This window comes from Acetatifactor muris, from assembly GCF_024623325.1.
Lineage (GTDB): Bacteria > Bacillota > Clostridia > Lachnospirales > Lachnospiraceae > Acetatifactor > Acetatifactor muris.
Window position 1 is genome coordinate 15,398 of sequence record NZ_JANJZD010000011.1, and the last position, 24,137, is coordinate 39,534.

Annotated in this window: 16 protein-coding genes; 6 read left to right on the forward strand and 10 right to left on the reverse strand. The window is 51.7% G+C overall.

Annotated features, from left to right (window positions below):
• Positions 1-203: 203 nt before the first annotated feature.
• From NSB25_RS11980 to spoVT, 5 genes are all read left to right on the forward strand, one after another.
• Positions 204-884, forward strand: coding sequence for a response regulator transcription factor (locus tag NSB25_RS11980; RefSeq protein WP_103239989.1), 681 nt, complete (start codon positions 204-206; stop codon positions 882-884).
• The gene (locus tag NSB25_RS11985; protein WP_103239988.1) at positions 871-2,448 is read left to right on the forward strand and encodes a sensor histidine kinase; all 1,578 of its coding nucleotides are present in this window, start codon (positions 871-873) and stop codon (positions 2,446-2,448) included. The genes NSB25_RS11980 and NSB25_RS11985 overlap by 14 nt, the downstream gene beginning before the upstream one ends.
• Positions 2,432-3,934: a hypothetical protein gene (locus NSB25_RS11990; RefSeq protein ID WP_103239987.1), complete on the forward strand. Its 1,503-nt coding sequence runs from the start codon at positions 2,432-2,434 to the stop codon at positions 3,932-3,934. The genes NSB25_RS11985 and NSB25_RS11990 overlap by 17 nt, the downstream gene beginning before the upstream one ends.
• Before the next feature lie 166 nt (positions 3,935-4,100).
• A complete protein-coding gene (asnB, locus tag NSB25_RS11995; RefSeq protein WP_103239986.1) occupies positions 4,101-6,011 on the forward strand; it encodes an asparagine synthase (glutamine-hydrolyzing) in 1,911 nt (636 codons plus the stop codon).
• Between the two features lie 142 nt (positions 6,012-6,153).
• The gene (gene spoVT / locus NSB25_RS12000; protein WP_103239985.1) at positions 6,154-6,699 is read left to right on the forward strand and encodes a stage V sporulation protein T; all 546 of its coding nucleotides are present in this window, start codon (positions 6,154-6,156) and stop codon (positions 6,697-6,699) included.
• Here the strand turns inward: spoVT and NSB25_RS12005 are convergent, their stop codons facing one another.
• The 8 genes from NSB25_RS12005 to NSB25_RS12040 form a co-directional block, all read right to left on the reverse strand.
• Positions 6,700-8,154: a nicotinate phosphoribosyltransferase gene (locus tag NSB25_RS12005; protein WP_103239984.1), complete on the reverse strand. Its 1,455-nt coding sequence runs from the start codon at positions 8,152-8,154 to the stop codon at positions 6,700-6,702.
• Positions 8,155-8,213: 59 nt separating this feature from the next.
• Positions 8,214-11,969 (reverse strand): helicase-exonuclease AddAB subunit AddA, encoded by a 3,756-nt coding sequence (addA, locus tag NSB25_RS12010; RefSeq protein ID WP_103239983.1) that lies wholly within the window; start codon positions 11,967-11,969, stop codon positions 8,214-8,216.
• Between the two features lie 76 nt (positions 11,970-12,045).
• Positions 12,046-14,364 (reverse strand): family 78 glycoside hydrolase catalytic domain, encoded by a 2,319-nt coding sequence (locus NSB25_RS12015; protein ID WP_146040047.1) that lies wholly within the window; start codon positions 14,362-14,364, stop codon positions 12,046-12,048.
• Between the two features lie 150 nt (positions 14,365-14,514).
• A complete protein-coding gene (locus tag NSB25_RS12020) occupies positions 14,515-15,333 on the reverse strand; it encodes a carbohydrate ABC transporter permease (protein WP_103239981.1) in 819 nt (272 codons plus the stop codon).
• A complete protein-coding gene (locus NSB25_RS12025; protein ID WP_103239980.1) occupies positions 15,333-16,211 on the reverse strand; it encodes a carbohydrate ABC transporter permease in 879 nt (292 codons plus the stop codon). Before NSB25_RS12025 ends, NSB25_RS12020 begins: the two co-directional genes overlap by 1 nt.
• Before the next feature lie 70 nt (positions 16,212-16,281).
• A complete protein-coding gene (locus NSB25_RS12030) occupies positions 16,282-17,682 on the reverse strand; it encodes an ABC transporter substrate-binding protein (protein WP_172455113.1) in 1,401 nt (466 codons plus the stop codon).
• Between the two features lie 154 nt (positions 17,683-17,836).
• Positions 17,837-19,321 (reverse strand): response regulator, encoded by a 1,485-nt coding sequence (locus tag NSB25_RS12035; RefSeq protein ID WP_103239978.1) that lies wholly within the window; start codon positions 19,319-19,321, stop codon positions 17,837-17,839.
• On the reverse strand, positions 19,314-21,128 hold the full coding sequence (locus NSB25_RS12040; protein WP_103239977.1) for a sensor histidine kinase: 1,815 nt from the start codon (positions 21,126-21,128) through the stop codon (positions 19,314-19,316). The genes NSB25_RS12035 and NSB25_RS12040 overlap by 8 nt, the downstream gene beginning before the upstream one ends.
• 710 nt (positions 21,129-21,838) lie before the next feature.
• On the opposite strand from NSB25_RS12040, the gene NSB25_RS12045 reads away from it, so the two are divergent.
• Positions 21,839-22,900: a glycoside hydrolase family protein gene (locus tag NSB25_RS12045; protein ID WP_242982424.1), complete on the forward strand. Its 1,062-nt coding sequence runs from the start codon at positions 21,839-21,841 to the stop codon at positions 22,898-22,900.
• Positions 22,901-23,013: 113 nt separating this feature from the next.
• Here the strand turns inward: NSB25_RS12045 and NSB25_RS12050 are convergent, their stop codons facing one another.
• Positions 23,014-23,454 (reverse strand): VOC family protein, encoded by a 441-nt coding sequence (locus NSB25_RS12050; protein WP_172455112.1) that lies wholly within the window; start codon positions 23,452-23,454, stop codon positions 23,014-23,016.
• Between the two features lie 124 nt (positions 23,455-23,578).
• Positions 23,579-24,061, reverse strand: coding sequence for a VOC family protein (locus NSB25_RS12055; protein ID WP_103239974.1), 483 nt, complete (start codon positions 24,059-24,061; stop codon positions 23,579-23,581).
• Between the last annotated feature and the right edge of the window lie 76 nt (positions 24,062-24,137).

Below are 24,137 nucleotides of genomic sequence, written 5' to 3' on the forward strand. Positions count from 1 at the left end.
CAGTTCGGTACTCTGTCTGAACTGTTACAGTTATTTTTCCATTATACACCTTTGATGAAAAAAAGAAATTGAAAACCTGTTTTATTCAGAAATATTTACATTTTAGAGACACCTGGGGTATACTTATCTGGTAAAATGTAAATACGTTGCCGTTCTCGGAAAATGTGGGACAGACGACGCAGTTTTTACAGTAGGAGAAACAGATGGAAAGCGGAAAGATTCTGGTAATTGAAGATGAGAAGCCCATAGCGGACATTTTAAAATACGGTTTTGAAAAAGAAGGATTTCTGGTGCAATGTGCCTATACCGGCAGCGACGGATTTGCCATGGCCGGCAAAGAACCCCAGGATATCGTACTTCTGGACTGGATGCTGCCGGATATCAGCGGTGTGGATGTATGTCGGATGCTGACCGAACAATACAAAATCCCTATCATTATGCTGACCGCCCGGGGGAATATGGAGGACAAGCTTTACGGGCTGGAATCCGGTGCCGATGATTACATTACGAAGCCCTTTGATCTCAGGGAAGTTGTGGCGAGGGTGCGCACCATACTGCGCCGGTTCGAGAAAACCCGCGGCACCGCCGAAGATGACCGGCTCGTCTGCGGTCATCTGACCATATCGGAGCGGGAACACAGCATATATTGCCGGGGAAAGATTCTGAATCTGACCCCAAAGGAATATGACCTTCTGATCTGCTTTCTGAAGCATCCCAGACAGGTATTTACCAGAACCGTACTTCTGGATCAGATATGGGGATATGATTTCGTGGGGGATACCAGAACTGTGGATATCCATGTCCAGCGAATCCGGAAAAAAGCCGGTCTGGAAGAGTCACTGGTAACCGTTTTCGGAGTGGGGTATAAATATGTCCCGGAATAAAGAATCCTTTCGGCTGGGAATCCGGTTTCAGATGGCTCTGACCCTGTCGGCCGTGTTCCTTGCAGGCGGCTGTATCTTATACGGCGGTATCCATGCTCGGCTCTGGAATAATCAGGAAGCCCAGATTATCAGGGAACTGCAGGGAATCCAGGAGAATACTCTCATCTATGTCCGCCAGCTTCTGATGCTGAACAATGCCAATAACGACGAAGAAGGATACCGGCAGATTGCCGGAGATATTGCCCGTGAACTGAAAATATTCGGCCAGAGAAATCTCTGGGTGCTGGACACCGGGGGCGAGTATCTCAACAATAACAGACAGATACAGGAAGTCGAAGTTACCGATGACCTGACACAGGCGCTTTCGGGAAATGCCGCTTTTACCATGAGCTACCCTGCCGCCGACAGAATGCTGGTCTATTTCTCCATGCCTGTGACAATCGAGGAGAACACGCTGGGTATCATCCGTTATCAGATAGACACTTCTCAGCTGTTTCTCCAGGCAAAAGAGATGGAAACAATGGTTTATCAGGCAGTGGCCGTCGTATTTGTCCTGATTTTTCTGCTGCTTCTCTTTTTCACCAACAGGCTGCTGAGCCCTGTCCAGAAGCTGACCAAAATATCCCGTCATGTGGTGCGGGATTTGTCCCGGGAGCAGATTAACATGCAGATGATGGCCCAGCTGGCAGATTCCGGCCGGCGGGATGAAGTGGGGGAAATGTCCCGGAACTTCAGCATTATGCTGGAGATGATAGGCTCACAGTTTCAGCGCATGCAGACCGACAGAGACCGGATTATGAAGCTGATGGGAAGCCGGCAGGAATTTTACAATAATATGACCCATGAGCTGAAAACACCTCTCACCACCATACAGGGATATGCCCAGCTTATGGAGGCGGATCACGGAGAGGACGAACAGCTGACCAGTCAGGGGCTGCAGCAGATCCTGCAGGAAAGCACGCGGATGCACCAGATGGTACTGCAGCTGCTGGAAATGTCCGACAAAAGCATTTACATGGAAAGGCGGCTGGTGGATCTGGCCCGGACAGGCATCAGCGTGGCACAGGCGCTGGATATCAAGGCCAAACGGTATGAAATGTGGATTGAGACGGAGCTTTCGGAAGCACTCCCGGTATGGGGCGTGGAGGAACGGCTGCGTCAGGTTCTCATCAATCTGGTGGACAATGCCATTAAATACGGGGAAAGCCGCACCCCAATCCTCATCAAAGGTTCCATCAAAAAGGGCTATGTACTGCTGGCTGTCCGGAATCAGGGAAAAGGGCTGAACCCGGAAGAACGGGAACGCATCTTCGAACCTTTTTACCGTGTGGACAAAGCCTATTCACGGGAACAGGGCAGTTCCGGTCTCGGCCTTTCCATCTGCCGTAAAATCATGGAGGAGCATGAAGGGAAAATCTATGTCAGAAGCAGACCCGGCGCTCATACTGTATTCTACATCCGTCTGAAGGCGGCACAGGAGTCTGCCCCCCGGACAGTAAATTCCGTCAGCAACAGCGGAACAGAAGCGTTTGTAAAGGAAAGAAGGAATGAAAATCAGGCATAAACTCAGAAACATTTTTAACAGGAGAACCCCGGGCTATGAAAAAAGAACCCTGAAATTTTTTCTGTGCATACTCTCCATATCCTGCCTTCTGCCCGCAGGCTGTACACCGGAAGAGAAAACCATGCTGCTGCCAATGACATCTACTGCCGGAGAGGAAACGGAAAGTTCTGATGCCGGGAATGATTTCACTGTACAGAAAATCTATACCTATGCCTATGAAACCCGGGATTCCCTGAATAAAAGCGCATTTCTGCAGGGCTGTGCCGAAAACGAAATTCACATACTCGCCCTGGACAAGACCAATGACGCCAATTCTCTGGTCTGTCGTCAGGTAGATTATCGTTATGGTTTCTACGATACTTCCGGCCGGCTTGTCCCGTTCTGGGAGGAACGGCTGGCCCCTTCCGGAGCAGAGATGCGGGGGGATTTGTATGTGGAGAAACTGCTGCCCTCCCCGAATGGAAAGCAGCTCCTGGTCTATGTCCGTTCCGACTTCTGGAATAACACCTTTGTCTGGCTGTATTCCATGGAGGACAGTGAATACATACTCCTGTATGAAGGCTCCGCGGACTCTGACACCCGGCTGCATGGTTCATTCTCCCGGAGCGGCCGCTGGGTGACCTTTGACATTGCGGGAGTCACCGGCGGAACCGATTATTTTATCCCGGTATATGACTGCGAAAAGGAGAGAGCCACTCAGGAAGAGCCGGCGTGGCAGCCGTCGGAAGCCAGGGAAAGGACCTTTCTCCGTCAGCCCGATCAGAGACTGTACTTCACCGGCACAGACACGGACCGCCTATTGTCGGCAACACTTTATGACTGTTCGGACAGCGCCGGTCTGCTGCGCTTTATGCAGGAAAAAAAGGGGGCCGTATATTTCAATCTGGAATATATCGACCAGGAAGTCGCAGCGCGGAAAGGTTCCCCTGCCGAAATACAGGATTTCAAGGAAACCCCTGGGGAGGCTTCCCTCTATGTCCATAAGTGGAGTTATCTGCAGGATTACACGGGAACGCACTCCCTGCAGTATCATTATGATTTGGAGAGCAATGTCCTCTATTACCTGGGAAATGCCTCCCGCCTCTGCCGCATCAATACAGACATTGTGGATTCCCCGGAAAATACTCTGACTTTACCGGACTTCCCGGGGATAATTGTGGATTATCTGCCGCTGGATTCCGGTGAATTTCTGGTAGTGCTCGCCGAAGAACAGGGAGCGGAAAAATATATTATGGATCCTGACAGCGGCAATTCCGTTAATGCCCAGTACAGCACTGACAATTTGTCCGACATTCTGAATTACCGGGATATCCTCTCTGCAGACCTATATCTGTATCAGGCGGACGCGGCGGAAAGAAAATTGCTGTATAAGAATCTGCGCAATCTTGTGGCCATGGAATACGACAGTTCCACCCGGCGTATCCTGCTGGAGACATATGAGGATACCTCTCTGTCTCACAGAAAGTGTATTGTATTGGAATTATAGCGCCGGATACAGTTCCGGGGTATCTGAATTGTCATTTTTATGAGTCATTGTTACAATTATTTACAAGCCGATACATTTTAGAAACATCCACACAGAACAAAAGTTACATTTATCAGCTAAAATGAGTTCCATACCACGGATAACATCAGAAAAAGGAGTACGGACGATGTGCGGAATATGCGGATTTACAGAAAAAATTACCAAAAACGAGACAGGGCCCCGGCAGACAAGGCAGGAACGTGAAAAAATTCTGGAGGCAATGATGGCCGCCCTGGTTCACCGGGGCCCCGATCAGGGAAATAGCTGGCTGTCGGAGAAAGTCGCTTTGGGATTCCGTCGTCTCAGCATTATCGACCCGGCGGGAAGTGTTCAGCCCATGGCAAATGAGACCGGCAGCCTGATTCTGGTATTCAACGGAGAGATTTATAATTATCAGGAACTGCGTCAGGAGCTTTTCAAGGCCGGACACCGTTTTTCCACCCAGGGAGATTCGGAAGTGCTGCTCCACGGCTACGAGGAATGGGGAGAGCATCTCCCCGATCACCTGCGCGGCATGTTCGCCTTCGCCATCTGGGATGAGAGCCGGCAGACGCTCTATGCCGCCCGGGATCCTTTTGGAATCAAACCTTTTTATTATGCTCTGGCAGACGGAGCTCTCCTGTTCGCGTCGGAGATCAAAGGGATCCTGCCTCACCCTTCCTATAAGAAGAAGCTGAATCCGGAAGCCCTGGAACAATACCTTTCCTTCCAGTATTCCGCTCTGGAGAAAACCTTTTTCCAGGGAATCTGGCAGTTGCTGCCGGGACATTTCCTGAAATACGATCAGAACAGTTCGGCTCTCACAGTGGAGCAGTATTTTGTGCCCACATTATACCCGGATAACCCCCCCAAAAGGTTAAACCGGACGGAAGAGGAATGGATTGCGGAGCTGGACAAAGTAATCGCGGATTCCGTGAAACATCACATGGCAGCCGACACGGAAATCGGAACCTTTCTCTCCGGAGGCGTGGATTCCAGCCTGATTGCCGCGGAATTTACAGGAGACAGGGCATTTACCGTGGGCCTGGGCTCAGATACAGGCCATTACAACGAGATTCCCCTGGCCACCGAGCTGGCTGAGAAACTGGGGCTGAAGCACCGGGGCAAACGAATCTCCGAACGGGAATTCTGGGAGGCAGTGCCGGAGGTGCTCTATCACATGGATGAACCCAACGGCGACCCTTCCGCTGTGGCGCTGTATTTTCTGTCCCGGGAAGCGGCCCGGCAGGTAAAGGTAGTGGTCTCCGGCGAAGGCGCGGACGAATTATTCGGCGGATACTGTATTTACTGCGAGCCAAATGCTCTGCATCTGTATCAGAAGCTCCCTTCGTCTCTGCGGAAAGGAATTGCACAGCTGGTATCCCGTCTGCCCAAAATGAAAGGCCGCAGCTTCCTTATCCGCGGCAGTATGCCTGTGGAACAGCGTTTCATCGGAAATGCAAACCTGTTTACCGCCGACGAGAGAAAACGTCTGCTGAAGAATCCCACCCGGACACCCAGCCCTCAGGAGCTTCTGGCAGATGACTATCAGGAGGCACAGAATCTGGACGAGGCCAGCCGGATGCAGTACATAGATTTACTTCACTGGCTTCCGGGAGATATCCTGCAGAAAGCGGACCGGATGAGCATGGCGCACTCTCTGGAACTGCGTGTCCCCTATCTGGACAGAGAAGTATTCGAAGTCGCCAGGCGGCTGCCCGCAAAATATAAGCAGAAAGGTCAGATATCAAAATATCTGTTCCGAAAAGTTGCGGGACGTCATCTTCCCGCCGTGACTTCCAACCGCCGAAAGCTGGGATTTCCCATTCCGCTGGGGCATTTTCTGACTTCCGAGTCAGGCTCCAAAGCTGTCATTCAGGCTTTTTCCTCCCCCACCGCGGAGAAATTCTTCAACCGGGAAGCGCTGGATGAGCTGCTGGAGGGCCGGGGGTCCGGCCGGGGCAACACCAATCGCAAAATCTGGGCAGTGTACTCCTTCCTGGTCTGGTATGACATTTATTTCCATGAACAGCCGAAAACTGTTTTTGAAGAAAAATGACTGTAATTCCTGTAAATTTGCATATAATTCCTTTTTTTACAGATACTAACTCCACGTCAGATGATGATAAATTGCAGCAGTTCGGTCTTCGGCCCAACTGCTGCCGAAAATCTTCAGATTGGAAAACGGAGGGACTTAAGCTATGAAAGCAACAGGAATTGTGAGACGTATAGATGATCTGGGACGGATTGTCATCCCCAAGGAAATCCGCAGAACACTTCACATCAGGGAGTCAGATCCCCTCGAAATCTTCACCGACAGAGAAGGACAGGTCATCCTGAAGAAATATTCTCCCATCGGAGAAATGACCACCTTCGCCAGGCAGTACGCAGAAAGCCTGGCTCAGGTGTCCGGCCATGCGGCTCTGATTGCGGACAGAGACCAGTTTATCGCAGCGGCAGGCGGCTACAAACAGATGGTAAACAAATCTGTCAGCAGACAGATGGAAGAAAAAATACACAACAGAGAAACCATCATGGCCTCCAGAGGAGACCGGAGCTTCATCTCCGTCTGCGACGAAGGCGGAGACGATTATCAGCATGAAGCCATCGCGCCCATTCTCTGTGAGGGCGACATCATCGGCAGCGTGGTTCTCCTGCAGAACGACAATAAAAGCCGCATGGGAGAGGTGGAGCAGAAGCTTCTGATGTCCGCCGCAGGCTTTCTGGGAAGACAGATGGAACAGTAGTCAGCCTCTGCTCATCTGCTCCAGAAGCTCGATCTTCGTGTGATACAGCCTGTGGGACAGATCCACGTATACCTGACTGGGGTTCACCAGGCGCTTGCTCTCCTCCCAGAGGGTGGCAAGCTCTCTCTGGCAGTAAGCCCGGATATCCATGACTTTGGGGGAAGTATAACAGCACTTCCCCTCTTTGAATATCTGCTCCATCAAAGGGCGCAGGCGGTATGTTCCGCCGGCCATCTTCGTCTTCTTCCAGGGCTCCTGCGGGTCAAAAAGCTCCAGGTCATCGGTTTCCCGATATTCTTCATCCGCCAGGCAGATTAAATCCGCTTTGATTTTCCCGGACTCCTTTTCATAGATACGATATATTTTCTTGTCGCCGGGATTGGTCACCTTTTCGCTGTTCTCAGAAAGCTTGATTTTCGGAATAAACTGGCCGTCCTGCCCCCGGATGGCCGCCAGCTTATAGACACCGCCGAAGGAAGGATTATCCTTGGAGGTAATCAGATTGGTCCCCACGCCCCAGGAGGTAATGGCCGCTCCCTGAGCCTTCAGACTGTCAATCAGGTACTCGTCAAGATCATTGGAAGCAGAGATAACGGCATCCTGGAATCCGGCCGCGTCCAGCATTTCCCGCGCCTTCTTGGAGAGATAAGCCAGATCCCCGCTGTCCAGACGAATGCCGTAGAATCCCAGGGGAATGCCCGCTTCCCGCATTTCCGTGAACACTCGGATGGCATTCGGCACTCCCGATTTCAGCGTATCATAGGTATCCACCAGAAGGATGCAGGCTCCCGGGTACATATCCGCATAGGTTTTAAAGGCCGTGTACTCATCGGGAAAGCTCATAATCCAGCTGTGAGCATGTGTTCCCTTGACAGGCACATCAAAAAGCTGACCGCAGAGGACATTGCTGGTGCCGATACAGCCGCCGATGATGGCCGCCCTTGCTCCGTAGGTTCCGGCATCCGGTCCCTGGGCCCGGCGCAGTCCGAATTCCATGATGCCGTCCCCCTTTGCCGCATGGCACACCCGCGCCGCTTTGGTGGCAATCAGGCTCTGATGATTGATGATATTCAGAATGGCCGTCTCCACCAGCTGTGCTTCCATAATGGGTGCAATCACCTTGACGATGGGCTCTCTGGGGAACATAACGGTTCCCTCGGGAATCGCATAGATATCCCCTGAAAAGCGGAAGGTCTTCAGATATTCCAGGAAATCCGGCCGGAAAATCCCCAGCGAAGCCAGATATGCAATGTCACTGTCATCAAAATGCAGCTCTTTGATGTACTGAATCACCTGCTCCAGCCCGGCGGAAATCGCATATCCCCCGTCACAGGGATTGCTGCGGTAAAAAGCATCAAAGATAACGGTCTCATTGCGGTCCTTGTGCGCAAAATACCCCTGCATCATGGTAAGCTCGTATAAATCTGTCATTAAGGTAAGATTCTGTCTGTCCATAGTTTAGTTTCCTCTTTTCTGCCGTTTGCGGCCTCCTTTTCATAACGGTTCCTGTACTGTCACTGATATTTCCCCAGATGGAAAGAATACAGTATCCGCTCCTTCACTTTCTTCCCGAAAATCTTCTCCACAGCCTCCTGATAGTAATCCAGCTGGGTCTCATAGCGGTTCCACAGCTCTCCCAGCGTACCCACGGAATCTGTCTTGTAGTCCAGCAAAACCACCCCGTCCTCTTCCTCGAAAAATACATCTATGATTCCCTGGATGAGAACCGTCTCCTCCTCCGGGAAAGAGCTCTTCAGCCTGCGGGCGTCGATGCCCAGCACAAAGGGCTGCTCCCGGTAGAGCTCTCCTCCCCGCTGTGCCCGCCACATGCGGAAGGCCAGCGGAGAACACAGGAATTCTTCCAGCTTCCGTGTCCTCACCGCCTGCAGATATTCCCCCGCAAGTCTTCCGCGCTCCGCCTCCCTCTGCAAAAATGCGCTTACCGCAGCCGTCAGCGCTTTCCCCTGAATCCGCTGTCTGTATTCTCCGTAATCTCCCGGAAATCCCTCTGTGCTCTCCAGTGCGCTCCAAAGCACCTCCTCGAAATCCAGAAGTTCCATCACCCTGTGATAGGCGTTTCCACGAACAGTGCCGCTGACAGCCTCTTCCTCCCTTTTAAAAAGGGGAATATAGGGCTGTACTTCCTTCGCCTCAAAGGTGTGATATGCCGCTTCGTCCCGGTCCGCCATGGCGGCAATTTTCAGCTCGGACACGGTGGTCTTCGTGTAGAGATCTGCCAGCGCCGCATAAGGATAAACGGCATTCAGCCTCTCTGTCAGCTGCCTTTCCGCCTCCATATCTCCCAGGCTGTCAGCCTGTTCCAACAGCTCTCTCCTGTGGAAAAACTGAACCTGTTCCGTAAGCTCCTCCGCGGCTTCCTCCAGTTCTCCCATCACCGACACCCGAATACAGGTTCCCGGCAGAACCGGCAGCAGAAAGTCCAGAAAAGAGCCCGCTTCCATGAAATCCAGACTTGTCAGCATTCCGCCGCCCAGCTCCCTGCACTTCTCCCACTTCTCCGCCGCATTTTCCAGGACTCCCGTCAGAATCAGCTTCTCCCTGGCCCGGGTCATGGCCACATACAGCAACCGCATCTCCTCCGACAGACTGTCCTCTCTCAGCTTTCCCGACAGCACCATCCGGCGCAGAGTCCTGTTGCGAATGCGCCTCTCCGGATCCACGTAATCTGCAGCCAGGCCCAGATCCATATCCAGTATCAGGGACTGACTGGCATCCTGCATATTAAACCGTTTACTTAAACCCGCCACAAAGGTAACCGGGAATTCCAGGCCCTTGCTCTTATGAATGCTCATAATACGGACCACGTCCGCGTTCTCATCCAGAAGCTCCGCCCCGCCGGAATCCACGTCATATTTCTCCAGCTGCTCCATATACCGAATAAAATGAAACAGCCCGAAATAGCTGGTCTTCTCAAAATCCGAGGCCCTGGTCAGCAGCATCTCCACATTGGCCCGCCTTTTGCCGCCGGTGGGCAGTGCGGTCACATAGTCCAGATAACCAAAATCGTTGATGAGCCTGGTCAGCAGCTCTCTGACGGGAAGGTAGACCGTGCATTCCCGATAGCCGGCTATCCGTCGGAGGAAGGCGGCCGCTTTCTCACCCAGAGGAGTGCATGCTTCGCCGGTTTCCTCATCCTCCCCCTGACCTGCTCCATCAGCTTCTCTCTTCTGCGCCGGCTCCGCTCTGCGCACAAAAGCTTCCGTTTCCTGTGCTGTCTCCGACGCAGTCTCCCCAGTCTGCTCACACCGTCCATATACAGTCGAATACCGCTTCAGCGCCTCATACAGGCTGCATCCCCTGGCATAACTGCGGATAACAGCGATTTCCTCCTCCGTAAATCCGCCGAAGACAGATTTCAACACGCCAAACAGGGGAATGTCCTGGCAGGGATTGTCCAGCACACGCAGCAGCTGCAGCAGCTCCTGGACCTCCGCAGCCGCAAAGTATCCGGTTCTGGAGGTAATGTACACGGGAATGCCTTCTCTCTCCAGCACCTCACGAAACGGCTCGTCCCAGCCGCTGTTAGTCCGCAGCAGAATCACCATGTCGCCGTATCTTACAGGCCTGCTCTCCCCGTTTCCTTTGTCCGTCACCTGAAAGCTTCCCTTCAGCTCCCTGATCTTCCGGGCTATGACCATGGCTTCTGCCTGCTTCGCGTCCACATTTCCATCTCTGCCCGGCTTCTCCACCAGCAGAAGCTCACCGGTACAGTCCCCGCTCTCCGGATAAGCCGCCCCCGGATACAGAGCAGCTCTGTTGTCATAGACAATTCCGCCGGCCTCTTCGCTCATCATCCGGCCGAACACTTCGTTTACGGCATCCACCACCTGCGTACGGCTGCGGAAATTCTTCGCCAGGTCAATTCTTCTGCAGGGGCCTTCGGACGCCGCGTATGTATTATATTTTTCCAGGAAAAGCTCCGGCCTGGCCAGACGGAATCTGTAAATGCTCTGCTTTACATCCCCCACCATAAAGCGATTGAACTGCCCGTCTTCCTCCCCGGAAACCGCCCTCAGCAGATACTCCTGTACCAGATTGCTGTCCTGATACTCATCCGTCAGAATCTCCGCAAAGTGCTGCCGGTACTCCCGTGCGACGGCACTGCTTTCTGCCGTTTCTCCCTGTCCGTCCAGCAGAATATCCAGCGCAAAATGCTCCATATCAGAGAAGTCAATGGCCTTCTTCTCCCGCTTTTTCTCCCTCATCCGACGGTCAAATTCCAGGACCAGATCAAGCAGTGTGCTCACCGGCTCCCGACATGCCGCGCCCTGCCTGGCCGCCAGCTCCAGGCTCGTGGAAAAAAAGCGTTCCCCCAGTTTCTGAAGGCTCTCCTTCACTTCCGCCCGCATCTCCTTCGCCAGATCCCGCTTCACCGCCGAGACACTGGCATCCTTTTTGGAAGGCAGTCTGCCGAAATTCACCGTCTCCAGCTTCAGCGCATATTCCTCCAGCGAGCTGCATCGCAGCAGCCCCCGCACCTGTTCCAGTTCCCGGTCCACCAGCTCTCCATACTGATAGGGACCATCCGGCGCTTCACACAGCCCGCGAACCTTCTCCAGCTTCTCCACACAGCCTGTAATCATGCGCCGCAGATGTTCCCTGAGCCAGAGAGCATACGAGCTTTCACACATCTCCTCCACCGTAGTCCCGGCATAGTCTTCCTTCCGAGCCTCCAGCCACAGGGCGGGCCAGGGAAAACTGGCCGCATACAGCGACAGATTCAGAATATGCTGCTCCAGCACCTTTTCCTTCCCCCCGGGACAGAAATATTCCACGCAGAAGCGAAAAGCTTCGCCGCCGGTGGCATAGGCGTCTTCTATCAGCTCCTCCAGAACCTCATGCTGCATCATCTTGATCTCCCCCTCGTCGATGATGTGAAAGGCCGGGTCCAGTCCGATTTCATTGAAATGATTCCTCAGCAGAAACAGACAGAAGCTGTCTATTGTGGTAATCTGGGCATTGTGCAGCAGCGTGGCCTGCCTCTGGATATGCTCGGATTCCGGCGCTTCCGAAAGCCTTGCGGAAATGCCTGCCGCAATCCGTTCCCGCATTTCCGCCGCCGCCGCGTTGGTAAAGGTCACGATCAGCAGGCGGTCAATATCCACCGGCTTCGTCTCGTCACAGACCATCCGCACAATGCGTTCCACCAAAACGGCGGTTTTGCCGCTTCCCGCCGCCGCCGATACCAGTATATTACAGCCATGCAGTTCGATGGCCTCCCGCTGCTCCGGGGTAAATGAAACCGCCATAACGCTCTTCTCCTTTTGCTATATTATAGCGGCTTTTCCGAGAGACAGTCAAGAGGCTGATTATCCGGCATTTACATCAAAGAGACCCATTCAGCCGAATCCGATTCTCCCCGCCGTGCAGCGCAATCTCTTCCCCGGGCAGAATCACCTTCCCGAATGCATTCCCGGGGAGAATGATTTTCAGACCAATTCCCCAGTGCTGCCGCTTCCAGTGAATGGTGACTCTGCCCTCCGGAAACGTATGCCAGGCCGTCAGCCAGTCCAGTTCCTCCGGGAAATAAGGCTTCAGCACAATTCTCTGCGGCTGCCTTTCTTCCGTTCCATGAAAACGCCGGAAGCCTGCAAGTACCTGATAGAACCACTCCTCCGCCGCCCCCAGCATAAAATGATTCTGGGAACTGCTGGGATGCTCCGGATCATTCCCGTTCCATTCCTCGCACAGGGTGGTGGCGCCGTGCAGAATCTGATATCCATAGCCGGGCGCCTCTGTCTGCAGCAGCATCCTGGTCACGATATCATGACAGCCTGTTTTCTCCAGCGCCCGCAGCACAAAGGGGAAACCCACATCTCCGCTGGTAGTCCCGTATCCCCGCAGCACAATATCCCTTATCAGCGAATCCCGCACCAGACAATAGTCCTCCTCCGGCACCAGGCCCAGGAACAGGGCCATGGCATTGGCAGTCTGGCTTCCCGTGCCATAGCGCTTCGTCTGATTGTCATAAAATTCCCTCTGAAACGCTTTTTCCGTCTGCTGCCTCCGCTGCCTGTATAGTGCGCAGTCCTCCGGTTTCCGGAGAATCTCCGCAATCCGCTCCATCAGCTGCAGGTCATACAGATAGATGGCGCTGGCCGTCAGCGGCACCGGTGTATTCTGGGCATAGGGCGGATTTACCCCGTAATCGCACCAGTCTCCCAGTCCGTGATGCAGAAGGCCGCAGGAAATCCTGGTCTGCAGATACCCCAGATATCTCCGCATCATCTCGTAATTATTTTCCAGGAAAGTGATATCCCCATACTGATCATACAGATACCATGGCGCAATGATGCAGGCACTGCCCCACTCCGGCGAATCCCGAAACCCCTCATGAATCTGCTCCAGGTCAAAATTGTGATATTCCGGGGCGATGTCCGGCACCAGCCCCTCCGGTGTCTGGGCCTCCGCCATATCCTCCAGCACCTTCCGATACATCCCCGCCAGTTCATAATTATACAGCAGTCCGGGACCCACCAGATGGACCTGTTCCAGCCATCCCAGCTTTTCCCGATGGGGACAGTCCGTAAATACCGACTTCATATTGCATTCCATGGCATTGGTGATAAGAGTATGAATCTGATTCCACAGTTTCAGAGAACAGCGAAATCCGCCGGCCCGTTTTGTTTTCACCCCAATCATCAGGCCTGTGACACTCTCTATACAGAGAGGCTCTGCCGCCGGTGTCTCCAGATCTTCTTCCAGCCATTCCAGCTTCAGCAGATGAAATCCGTAATAGGTAAACTTCGGCTGCCAGCAGCAGGGGCGCCCATCCCTGCAGTAAAACAGATAATAATGTGGAAAACCGGTAAATTTCTGGGAGAGTTCCCCATTTTCATCAGCCATTTCATAAGGTGTTACTTTCAGAACCTTTCCCGCGCTCCCCCGGAACCGGATTTCAAACCATCCCGATATGTTCCGCCCGATGTCATATATGATATCTCTTCCCGCCAGCCGCACGCCAGCCAGCCTTTCTGTAATACACAGAGGCGGATTCGTCTTCCTCACCAGTCTCCCTGCAGGGGCGGCGGATTCTCTGTTCCCGGAAAGCACATTCGCCGGTTCCCACCTCCCGTCAGGCTCCGTACCGGCAAGCTCCCAGTCCTCCTCCATCACTCTGTCGTCGTAATCCTCTCCTCCGTACACACTGGAAAATACGATGGGCCCTGGTCTGGTCCTCCAGGCAGTATCACTGACCAGACTCTCCGTCATCCCGTTTTCGTACTCCCATCGGGCCTCCAGCAGAAAGCCGATTTCTCCGAAGCTCCTCTCAAACTTGGCGTGCCTCCCCAACCCTTTCACATGATACATCCCGTTTCCCAGCCACATGGTCAGGCTGTGCAGCCCCGGCTTCAGGCTCTCTATCCTGTAAACGGAATAATCCACACTTTTGTCATAATTGGTCCAGGCCGGTTCCAGCACCCTGTCGTCCACCTTCTCCCCGTCCAGGTGAAGTTCAAAATGTCCCACTCCCGTGACAGCAATCCGCCCTCCCCTGCAGCCTTTTTCTATCCGGAATTCCCGCTTAAACACAGGCACCTGATTCCCCTCACACTTTGCGCCGCCAATCCATCTGGCTTTACTGTCTGTCCCCCAGTCCTCATTTACTCTTTCTTCATTTTCCAAATTGCGTCTGTTCTCCATTCTCTGTCTTCCAACCTTTTCTTTCCGATTTCCGCTCCTCACATTATTTCCTTTTTCCACCTTTTACTTTGTTCTTTTCCACCTGCCTTCTTTTTCCTGTTTTCATTTCCCGTTCTCTGCTGCTTCTTCCTGTTTGCTCTTCCTTTTCCTCTATCCCTTAACTGCCCCGGCAGTCATTCCTTCCACAATATATTTCTGGGCCGCCAGATACACGATCACAATGGGCAGCGCCGTTATAATCATATCGGCAAACACATAATTCCAGCTGCTGTAATACTGACCGTAAAAATTGTAAACCGTCAGCGGCAATGTCCATTTCTTCGGTGTATTCAACAGATACAGCGGCATCTGAAAGTCATTCCAGACACTCATGGCAAAAATAACAAAGCTGGTGGCATAAATGGGTTTCAGCAGAGGCAGTACCACACTGAAAAAAACCTTCCCCAGACTTCCCCCGTCCAGGAACGCCGCCTCGTCCAGCTCCACCGGCACATTTCGGATAAAGCTGCTGAACATCAGAATGTTAAAGGGCAGATTGGCGCCGATATACACCATGATCAGCCCCGGAAAAGTTCCTTTCAGCTCCAGGAAATCCAACAGTACATAGGTGGTGATAATCTGTACCGGCGCCACCATACCGATCAGAAAGTAATTGTACAGCCTCTCCGCCCCCTGTGTCTTCCTTCTGGCAATGATGTAAGCCGCCATAGATGCGAAAAGCACGCCCAGCCCCGCGGAGCATCCGGTGAGAATCACGCTGTTTGCAAAGGAACGCATGACATTTCCCGTCTCCAGCACAAAGGCAAAATTCTCAAAATGCCAGGAAGAGGGCAGGCGGAAATTGAACATGGCCGCCTCCGCTGAATTCTTAAACGCGCCGAATACCATAATCATCAGAGGCAGAAAAAAGAGCACTGTCACAGCAATCATGACGCCTTCGGCCGCTATCATGGAAAGCTTCTTTTTCATCACATATCCACCTCTCTTCCCTTCAGATTCCTGTTAATCAGCAAAGTGACCGCACTGACCAGGATTGTCAGCACCAGACTCATGGCACTGGATTTCCCCAGAAAACCTGCTGAAAAAGATTTGTACACATATGTCCCCATCACCTGCGTGGCATAACCCGGCCCCCCGTTGGTCAGCACATAAACCTTGTCGAAGACCTTCAGTCCTCCGATGAGATTGGTCAGCACTGTCATGGTAAAGGAGGGCGCCAGCAGGGGCAGCGTAATACTGCGGAACTTCTGCCATTTCCCCGCGCCGTCCATCAGCGCCGCTTCATAGTACGTCTGATCAATTCCCTGCAGACCGGCAATGAACAGCATCATGGAAAAGCCAGACCACTGCCATACCTCCACAGCAATCACACATCCCAGTGCTGTCCGGGCATCCCCCAGCCATATAGCCGTCTCCCGCATTCCCAGAGAGTGCAGAAAGCTGTCAAACATGCCGTCCACGCCGAAAAAGGCGGTGAAGACCAGTCCGATTACCACCGTGCTCAATACCGCAGGCAGATAATAAATGCTGCGCATGATATTCCTGGTTTTAAAAGGCATTGTCATCAACATGGCCAGCAGCAGTCCGAATCCCACTTTCAGCACTGTGGTGAAAAAAGCGAACAGCAGTGTATTTTTCACGGAAAGAATAAAATTCTCATCCTGCAGAATGCCGATGAAATTCTTCAGCCCCGTAAACTGTGCACTGTAGAGACTTCTGATATTCCAGTTGGTAAATGCCATCACGAATCCCAGCAGAATCGGAATTATGTAGAAGACTGTGTAAAGTGTCAGCGCCGGTACTGCCATACTGTATTTGTATCTGTTAAACTGCTTCTTTTTTTTCATTCTTGTATCACCGTCCTCAATCCTTTAAAAGAAGCCGGGGCACTGCCCCGGCTCCGGCTCATGATCTCTTTCAGAAGCCTTCCAGTCCCAGGCTTTCTCCATACTCTTTCACATTTTTGTCAATATTGGATATTTCCTTATCAATATCCGCGCCCTGGGAAATGTTAATGTATGCAGGGAACATCACATCGTCATTCAGAGAGGAGAAATTGGCGATAATATCCCCCACCTGAACCACAAATTTTCCTGCATTCAGATAGCTGTCATACATGCCCTGAAGTACATCGTTAATATTCTCCGAAGCCACATCGCTGTAAGGTGAATTCACTGAGTTGGCGTTCAGATAGATTCCCAGAATATCCGCCTGGGAAAACTTATCGATAAAGTCCAGAGACTGCTCCACATTGGCGGCTGCATTCGGCACACAGAGCGCGTAAACGTATTTGGCCGTCATCACCTTGTCCACATCATTGTAAGGCAGCGGAAACATGCCGATATTGGCATCCGGATATTTCTCCAGAATGGCGTTCACCGCGTACTCACCGCATACCATCATCGCCGATCTGCCTTCCGCAACTGCAGCCTGAGACTCGTCATAGGTACCCACAATATAATCCTCATTTACATATCCCGTGTCAAACAGAGCCTGAAAATCTGTCAGCGCCTGCTTAAACTCCGGCACATCCGCAAAGGACATCTGATTGGCATTCAACTGCTGATATACTTCGTCACAACGCTCGTCCAGCAGATTTGCAAAATAAATCATGGGTACAATCTGGGTGGTCCAGGTGTCCTTAAAGGACAAATACAGCGGATTTACTCCGGATTGTTTTATCGTCTCGCAGGCTTCCAGAAAGTTGTCATAGGTCTTCGGAACCTCCAGAGAAAGAGTTTCAAACACATCCTTATTATAAATCACTCCCATCACTCCGGAAAAACCGGTAATCGGCATCCCGTATAAACCGCCGTCCTGGGCTTCAATGGCCTTCGTATCCATTCCCAGCCTGCTCATCCAGGGCTGATCGTTCATCTTTACCAGCGTGTTCGGCGCGTCATAGGTAGAATACGCCGCGGGAACATTTGCAAAAATCACATCCGGTGCTTCTCCGGTGGACACACGCACCTGAGACAGATTTGTAAACTGTGCGTCCGGTATCACTTCATATTCCAGCGAAATGTCATATATATCGGAAAATTTCTCTCTGATCCGGGAAAACGCCTCCTCCGAATAGCTGGACTGGGCCAGCATCAGTGTGATGGAATAGCCCCCTTCTGTCCGTTCTTCCCGCGCGCTGTCATCCTCCGATACAACGCTCTCAGAGCCTGCCTGCGCACTGCTCTGTGTCTCACTTCCTCCCCGGGATCCGTCTCCCTCCGGAGAGCTTCCCGTCCCGCTGCCGCTGTTTCCACAGCCCGCCAGCAGGCTCACACTCAATGTCATTGCAGCCGTCAGTTTGATTAGCTTTTTCATCCGTAGATACCTCCTGTTATGATTCTTTCTCATTGCTGTTCCCGCACAGTCTGCTGTCTGTTCCGGTTACCGTATCCTCATCATACTGTCACCCTCTTCAAATGAAAATGCAATTTTTGTCCTCCCCGATGGAAAAATGGCACTGGCCTTTCTCTCAGAAAAACTGTGTGGGCCAGCTTCCTGTCTCCTTCTTAAACACTTTTGAAAAATAATAAGGATCCTTATATCCCACTTCCGCGGCAATTTCCTTGATCAGAATCTGCGGATTCTGCGCCATCCGCTGTTTTGCCTCCTCAATTTTCAGTCTGGTCAGATAGTTACCCATGGAAATTCCGTACTTTTCCTTGTAGATACGGCTCAGATAGGAAGGCGCAAAGTGAAATGCCTGTGCGATATCATGTTTGGTCAGCGGTTCTCTGAAATGCTCCTCCATATAACGTTTTACCTGAGCCAGCAGGGAATCATCCTCCGGCAGTCCCGCATTTTCCTCCAGCGATTTCAGGATCACCTGCCACTCCATGCTCAGCGCTTCATAGCTGTAATTGTCCGCAAGCATGATCTGAATGTCCTTCTCTGTCACCGCAATTCTCTGATAACTGTCCTGAAAATAAAGTGCAATATGTCCCAGAGCGGAACTCAGTCTGCTGACAGTCAGATGGCTGTACTGGCATTCTTCCCAGAAAGCCCCCAGTGCCGCCTCTGTCTCCTCAGACAACTTCTTAAAAACAGCTCTGCGAATCCGCAGAAGAGCTTCCTCCGTCTCCTGACCCGTGCGTTCGCCCCTCCCCTGTTCGCTCTCCCGGCCTGATGAAAAAATGCCGTTTTCCCCAAAGACACTCTTTTCTGCAAGTGCCTGCCGCAGGGTTCTGGCTGCCCCACCGATGCTGCTGATTCCCACCCCCTGTTCCTGATAGACAAATGTCACCGGCAGCCCCGCATGAGCGCACAGCCAGTCATAGAGCTGATAAAAGCCGGCTATCACAGTATCCCGTCCTTCATATTCCACAATCAGCACTTTTTCCGCGGAAGTCATCCCCGGAAATGCCCACTGCATGGCCCCTCCAGCCGAAAGACCTGAAAATACTTCTTCCAGATATTTTTCATAATCCATGTCGTTCCATGCCCGCACAGCCGGAAAAGTCCCTCTGTCCGCGCAGCCGGGCACCGTTCCCAGGCAGACCAGAGCTACATGATGGCTGCCCGCCTCCGGAACGGCTTCCCGGTGAGCCCCGTGAAGTTCTTCCATCAGCCTGCTGTTCCTGCTCTCCCGCAGCTGGTTCCGGACCTTATCCAGCACCAGTTCCAGCTCCCCCGCTGTAACCGGTTTCAGCAGATAATCCAGAATTCCCATGGAAAGGGCCCGCTTAATATAGTCAAATTCCGCATGTCCGGACAATACTACAAACAGCGGCTGTCCACCTCTCGCCTTCACCTGTTCCATCATCTCCAGCCCATCCATCCCGGGCATGATGATATCCGTGAACACCACCTGCGGCTCACATTGCTCAATCAGCTTCAGCCCCTCTCTGCCATTTCCTGCAATTCCCGCCACCAGAAAGTCCGTGGAAATCGTTCTCAGCAATTTGGCCACCGCTCTCCCAATTGCAGGTTCGTCTTCCACAATCACTGTCTTAATCACTTTTTCGGCCTCCTATTCTGACATAAGTTCCCCGGTCCGTCTCCTCCGTCGGAACCTCCGGTCCTTTCTGTCTCTTCTTCCAGTCATCAAACCTTCCGATTTCACAATAAATGGTCTCCCTGCAGGAAAAACGCAGTCTGAGTATGGTATTTTTCAGTCCCAGTCCGCCCTCCTGCATGCCTGCAACAGCCTCCGCTCCATTACTTTCCAGAACCGTTTTCAGCTCCTCCACAGCTGTATCCTTTATCCCCGTTCCATTATCTGTCACAGAAAAATACCAGCCTTCCTCCCCTGTCTCCGCCTCTATCCATATCCGGCAGATTCCCTCTTTCCGGGCAAATCCATGCTTAAAACAGTTCTCAACAATCGGCTGCAAAATCATTTTCGGCATGGTGATTCTGTCCGTCTCTCCCCGTACGGCAATATGATATTCCAGCTTTTCTTCATAGCGGGCCTTCATCAGCTGGCAATAGCATTCCGTGTGTGCGATTTCATCCCTCAGCGTCACAAAACAATTGCCGTCGGAAGTGGAATACCGGAGCAGTCTGGCCAGTTCTCCGCACAGAAAGCTGACCTTATCCGGATTCTCCTCTATGCTGGCCGCAGAGATAACCGACAGCATATTATAGATAAAATGTGGATTCATCTGGGCCTGCATGGCTTTCAGATTCGCCCTGATCTCATTCTCCATCAGGATGCCCAGCTCGGCAAACATTTCTTCAAATCCGAGATTCAGTTTGTGTATAATATCAATATCCGAATCCTCCGGCAGCCGTACAGCCATATGATTCAGACGCACTTTTTTCAGGGAGGAATACAGCTCTGTCAACGGCGCTGTCAATCTGTCCGCTATCCGATACAGAATGGCAACGCTGGCCCCGCAGATACAAAGCAACAGCACAATAAATATTCTGACAAAACTGCCGATAACCCGGAACATTCTGCCGTATGCTTCCACATATACCACCTGAAAGCCATACTTCTCCCCCACGGCCAGGGAAACCAGTTCCTTCCCGCCGCTTTCCCGATTCCTGATCTCCGTCCGTCTGTAACCGCCTTCCCCTGCATAGTCAAAATAGAAGTCCCTGTCCCTGTCTTCCTCCTCCGAAGCATACATCAGGATTCCATCCTGGGTATAGATAAAAAGTCTGGCTGTACCGTCCATTTCCGGCACAATATTCTTCAGCAATTCCTCCACCCGCAGCTGGGTCTCCGCCACTGCCACCACCCTGCCGTTTACTACATTTTTCACAAAGCGCACCAGTGTCAGAATCTCTGTCCTGTCATCTCCGAACAGTTCCGTATCTGTGTATACCCTTTTCCCGCTGCGTGCTTCCTGCAGTGCATCCTCCATCAGGGCATATCGTTCCAGGAGAACCTCCTGGTAATCCACACCCATTTTCTCATAATATTTCCCATAGCTTAAGTATGCCCCTCCGCGGTTGTACACACACACTTTTCCCACTGACAAATCCGGTCCCACAATGCCAAGCAGCTCTTCCTGCAGCTTCTTTTTCAGATAGCTGTCCGCTTCAAAAGAGCGCTCTGCTCCTTCTTTATCAATCTCTTCAAAAGCTTCGTACACCGCCTTGTTCAGGCATACCTGGAGGCAGATCCTGTTCATATTGATAAGGTTGGTTTCCAGCTGGTTGGAAATTCCTATGGTCACATTTTCCATGTTATGCAGATAAATCTCCTCTTCTCTCCGAAGCAGATAGATGGAAATAACTGTAATAAACAGGATGAAGACCGCCATAAGCGCCAGGTAGGAATAAAATATTTTCTTCTGAAGATTGGATGTAAACATGGATGCACTTCCCTTACGTTTTCCTTATTGTTGCGCGCTTTATTTCTTTTGTCAAACCGTTCGCGGCAGATACGGCTGTTTTTCCATCAGGAAGTACAGATCGTCCATTCCCTGGCGGAGTGGGCGGGTCCTATAATGGGGTATGTTCGCGTTTCATTTACAGAGTCCGGGATTCCCGCAATGACCTACTGAAGATCGCCTACTGCTAATGTCCAGGTTACTGCAATGAGGCAAGTTTAAAGCAAAGGGACGGCAGAGGAGGCCGGAGGCTCTTTGGTAACGCGCCGGTAAACTAAGCCTCAACTTCGACTAAAGCGCGAAAGCACCGCGCTTAAGTCTGCGTAGAGGCTGGATTTTACCTCTGCTAAGAGCACCCCTCAGCGCTTTCGGAAAGAGCCTCCGGCCTCCTCTGCCTGTTTCTTGCAGGTTAAGACTGGCCTGGGGCAGATATGGACGATTCCTTTGATGGCCGGCATGGTTCGCGAATTTACAGCCGTCTGTAGCCATAAATTGGTCTGCGCTATTACCCACTAAACCCTTCTCCGCCGTCCCTCTGCCTTAGGAGAGAGTCCTTATTGGGCCTTGCAGGCATCCTGGACTCAGGTGGCAGGCCCCCTGTAAACCATTGCAGTGAATTTGACTCTGGCCTCAGGGGCTGCCCATTGTGGAATTAAATGCGAATATTACATGTATACAGGAGGATTTTCAAAATGAGCTCACAATATATGATTTCCCGAGATAATATGCCTGATTCACACCCTTATGAAACACCTTACCGGTACAACAGACCGATACTGACCGGTTCCGGCCTGCCTTCCTCGTCGGATGAGCCCCCGACCTTTGACAGTCTGGGTGTGGACATTCCTTTCGTATTCTGGCACCAGGATAGATTTTATATGCTATATACAGGATTTGATGGGATCGGATATCAGTCCGGACTGGCCGTAAGCAGTGATTTGCTCCACTGGAACAAACTGGGCCCTGTCCTGAAAAGAGAACAGGAACGACAGGGATGGGACAAGGTTGGAGCTGCAGGTACATGGATTATCAGAGAAAGCAATTCTCTGGATGATTTGCCAAAACTTAAGAAAATAGACGGAAAATACTGGATGGTTTATCATTCCTACCCTCAGGAAGGATATGAAGCCGGACCGGCTCAAATTGGACTGGCCTGGTGCGATTCCGAAGACCTGATGCAATGGCACAGACTGCAGGAGCCTGTATTTTCCTGGCAGAACGGTGCGGCCTGGGAAGCCGGCGGCCTGTATAAAGCCTGTATTATAGAGGAAGGCGGAAGTTATTATATGTTCTATAATGCCAAAACCACCCACGAACGGTGGATTGAGCAGACCGGTCTTGCTATCTCAACGGATCTGCTTCATTGGAAGCGATACCCCGGTAATCCTGTACTTTCCGTCTCCTCTCCCGGCAAATGGGACCATAAATTTGTGTCGGATCCCTTCATTGTGCGGGACGGCAGCCGATGGCTGAATTTCTTCTTCGGCTACGATTATCAGCATGCTCAGGAAGGCCTGGCTGTATCTGAAGATTTGCTGCACTGGACGAAATTCTCCCATCCGCTGCTTTCCAATGGTACACCCGGCTCCCTGGATGCAACCCATGCCCACAAGGCTTCCGTCTTAAAATATCAGGGACGTCTCTACCATTTTTACTGTGCAGTGCGTCCCTGGCAGCCGGGAGATCCTGCCAATATGAACGGCGAATTCCGCACAATTACCGTGGCTTCCGATTGTCCCTTTGACAATAATTGACAGCCGCTTCAGACACGTCATGGGTTGACATCTGCATGGTGTATGATGATTCTACAGTTTGGCAAAGAACTGTTTTCCAATAGAGTGCCGGGTGGAGAAAAATTTCGCCTGTTCTATCCCCGCTTGACAGGATGGGGATTGGGACAGGTGATAATCCACGCGAAGCCAAAACGGTCCTTAATAATAGAACCACAGCCGCTGTCATCCGGTTCCGGGTGCGGCTGTAATGGTGAAAGAACGGTTCCTCCCTTCGCCAGTACAGACACCGCGTATAATGCTTCCTTCTCCGAATCCATATGAATCATCAGCCGTATAGCCGCATTCGCCTCCGAACAGTCAAAGCTGTCTCCCGCCGCCATACGCGTATTGCCCAGCGCAAATTCTATATGCATTACTTTTCCAATCTGCTCCGGCGTCGTTTCAAATGTGTTCTCTGACCACCGGGACATACCGTAAATCTCACCCCCGAAGGCCTCAATATAAGTGTGGACCGCCTCCTCGCAGTTCCCCATAAATGCCAGATATGGGATAATTTTAATCTTCTTTTTTTCCATTTGCCCTCTCCTCTCTTTCTCTGCTTCCATGGCTGTAATTCTTGTTATTCTTTCAGTGGTTTCTCACCTCAAAAAGTCATCATGCCATGATTCCAGTTCAATCATTATGCGGATGACCATTTGGCTATTTTCCAGCGCACATAAACTTGTCGTGCCATGTCTGCACCAGCGAAAGCGGGTGCTGAATCACCTCTGCGGCCTCCTCCACACTCTTCCCCTTTTCAAACAGTTTACAGGCAACCGAATACATACTCTCCGACACCTCGATCAGATGTCCGTCAGGGTCGAAGATACGGATTCCTCTCTGCAGCCAGGGAAATGTCTGTGCCTCATGGAGACGTTCCACCTCCGGGAAAGTATCCAGCAATGTCAGAAATCTGTCAAAATCTTCCGTTTCAAAATACAGTTCCATAGTGTTGGAGCGGAAATGCATGGTATCCGCAGGGAACTCTGCCAGTCTGTCAAAATGCTCCTGCAGTGTAAGACCGCAGCTTAAAGTTTTATTCCATCCCAGATCAAGAGTTACTTCCTGCCGGAACAGATTTTTATAAAACTGCAGGGATTTTTCCATATCCTTTACTGCAATCAATGTGGTACAGAATTTCATTTTGGGTTCCTCTCTTTCTTCCTGAAATCAGTAAATGTCGTTGTCATTTTACAGAATTCATCTCAGAAAATCTTGT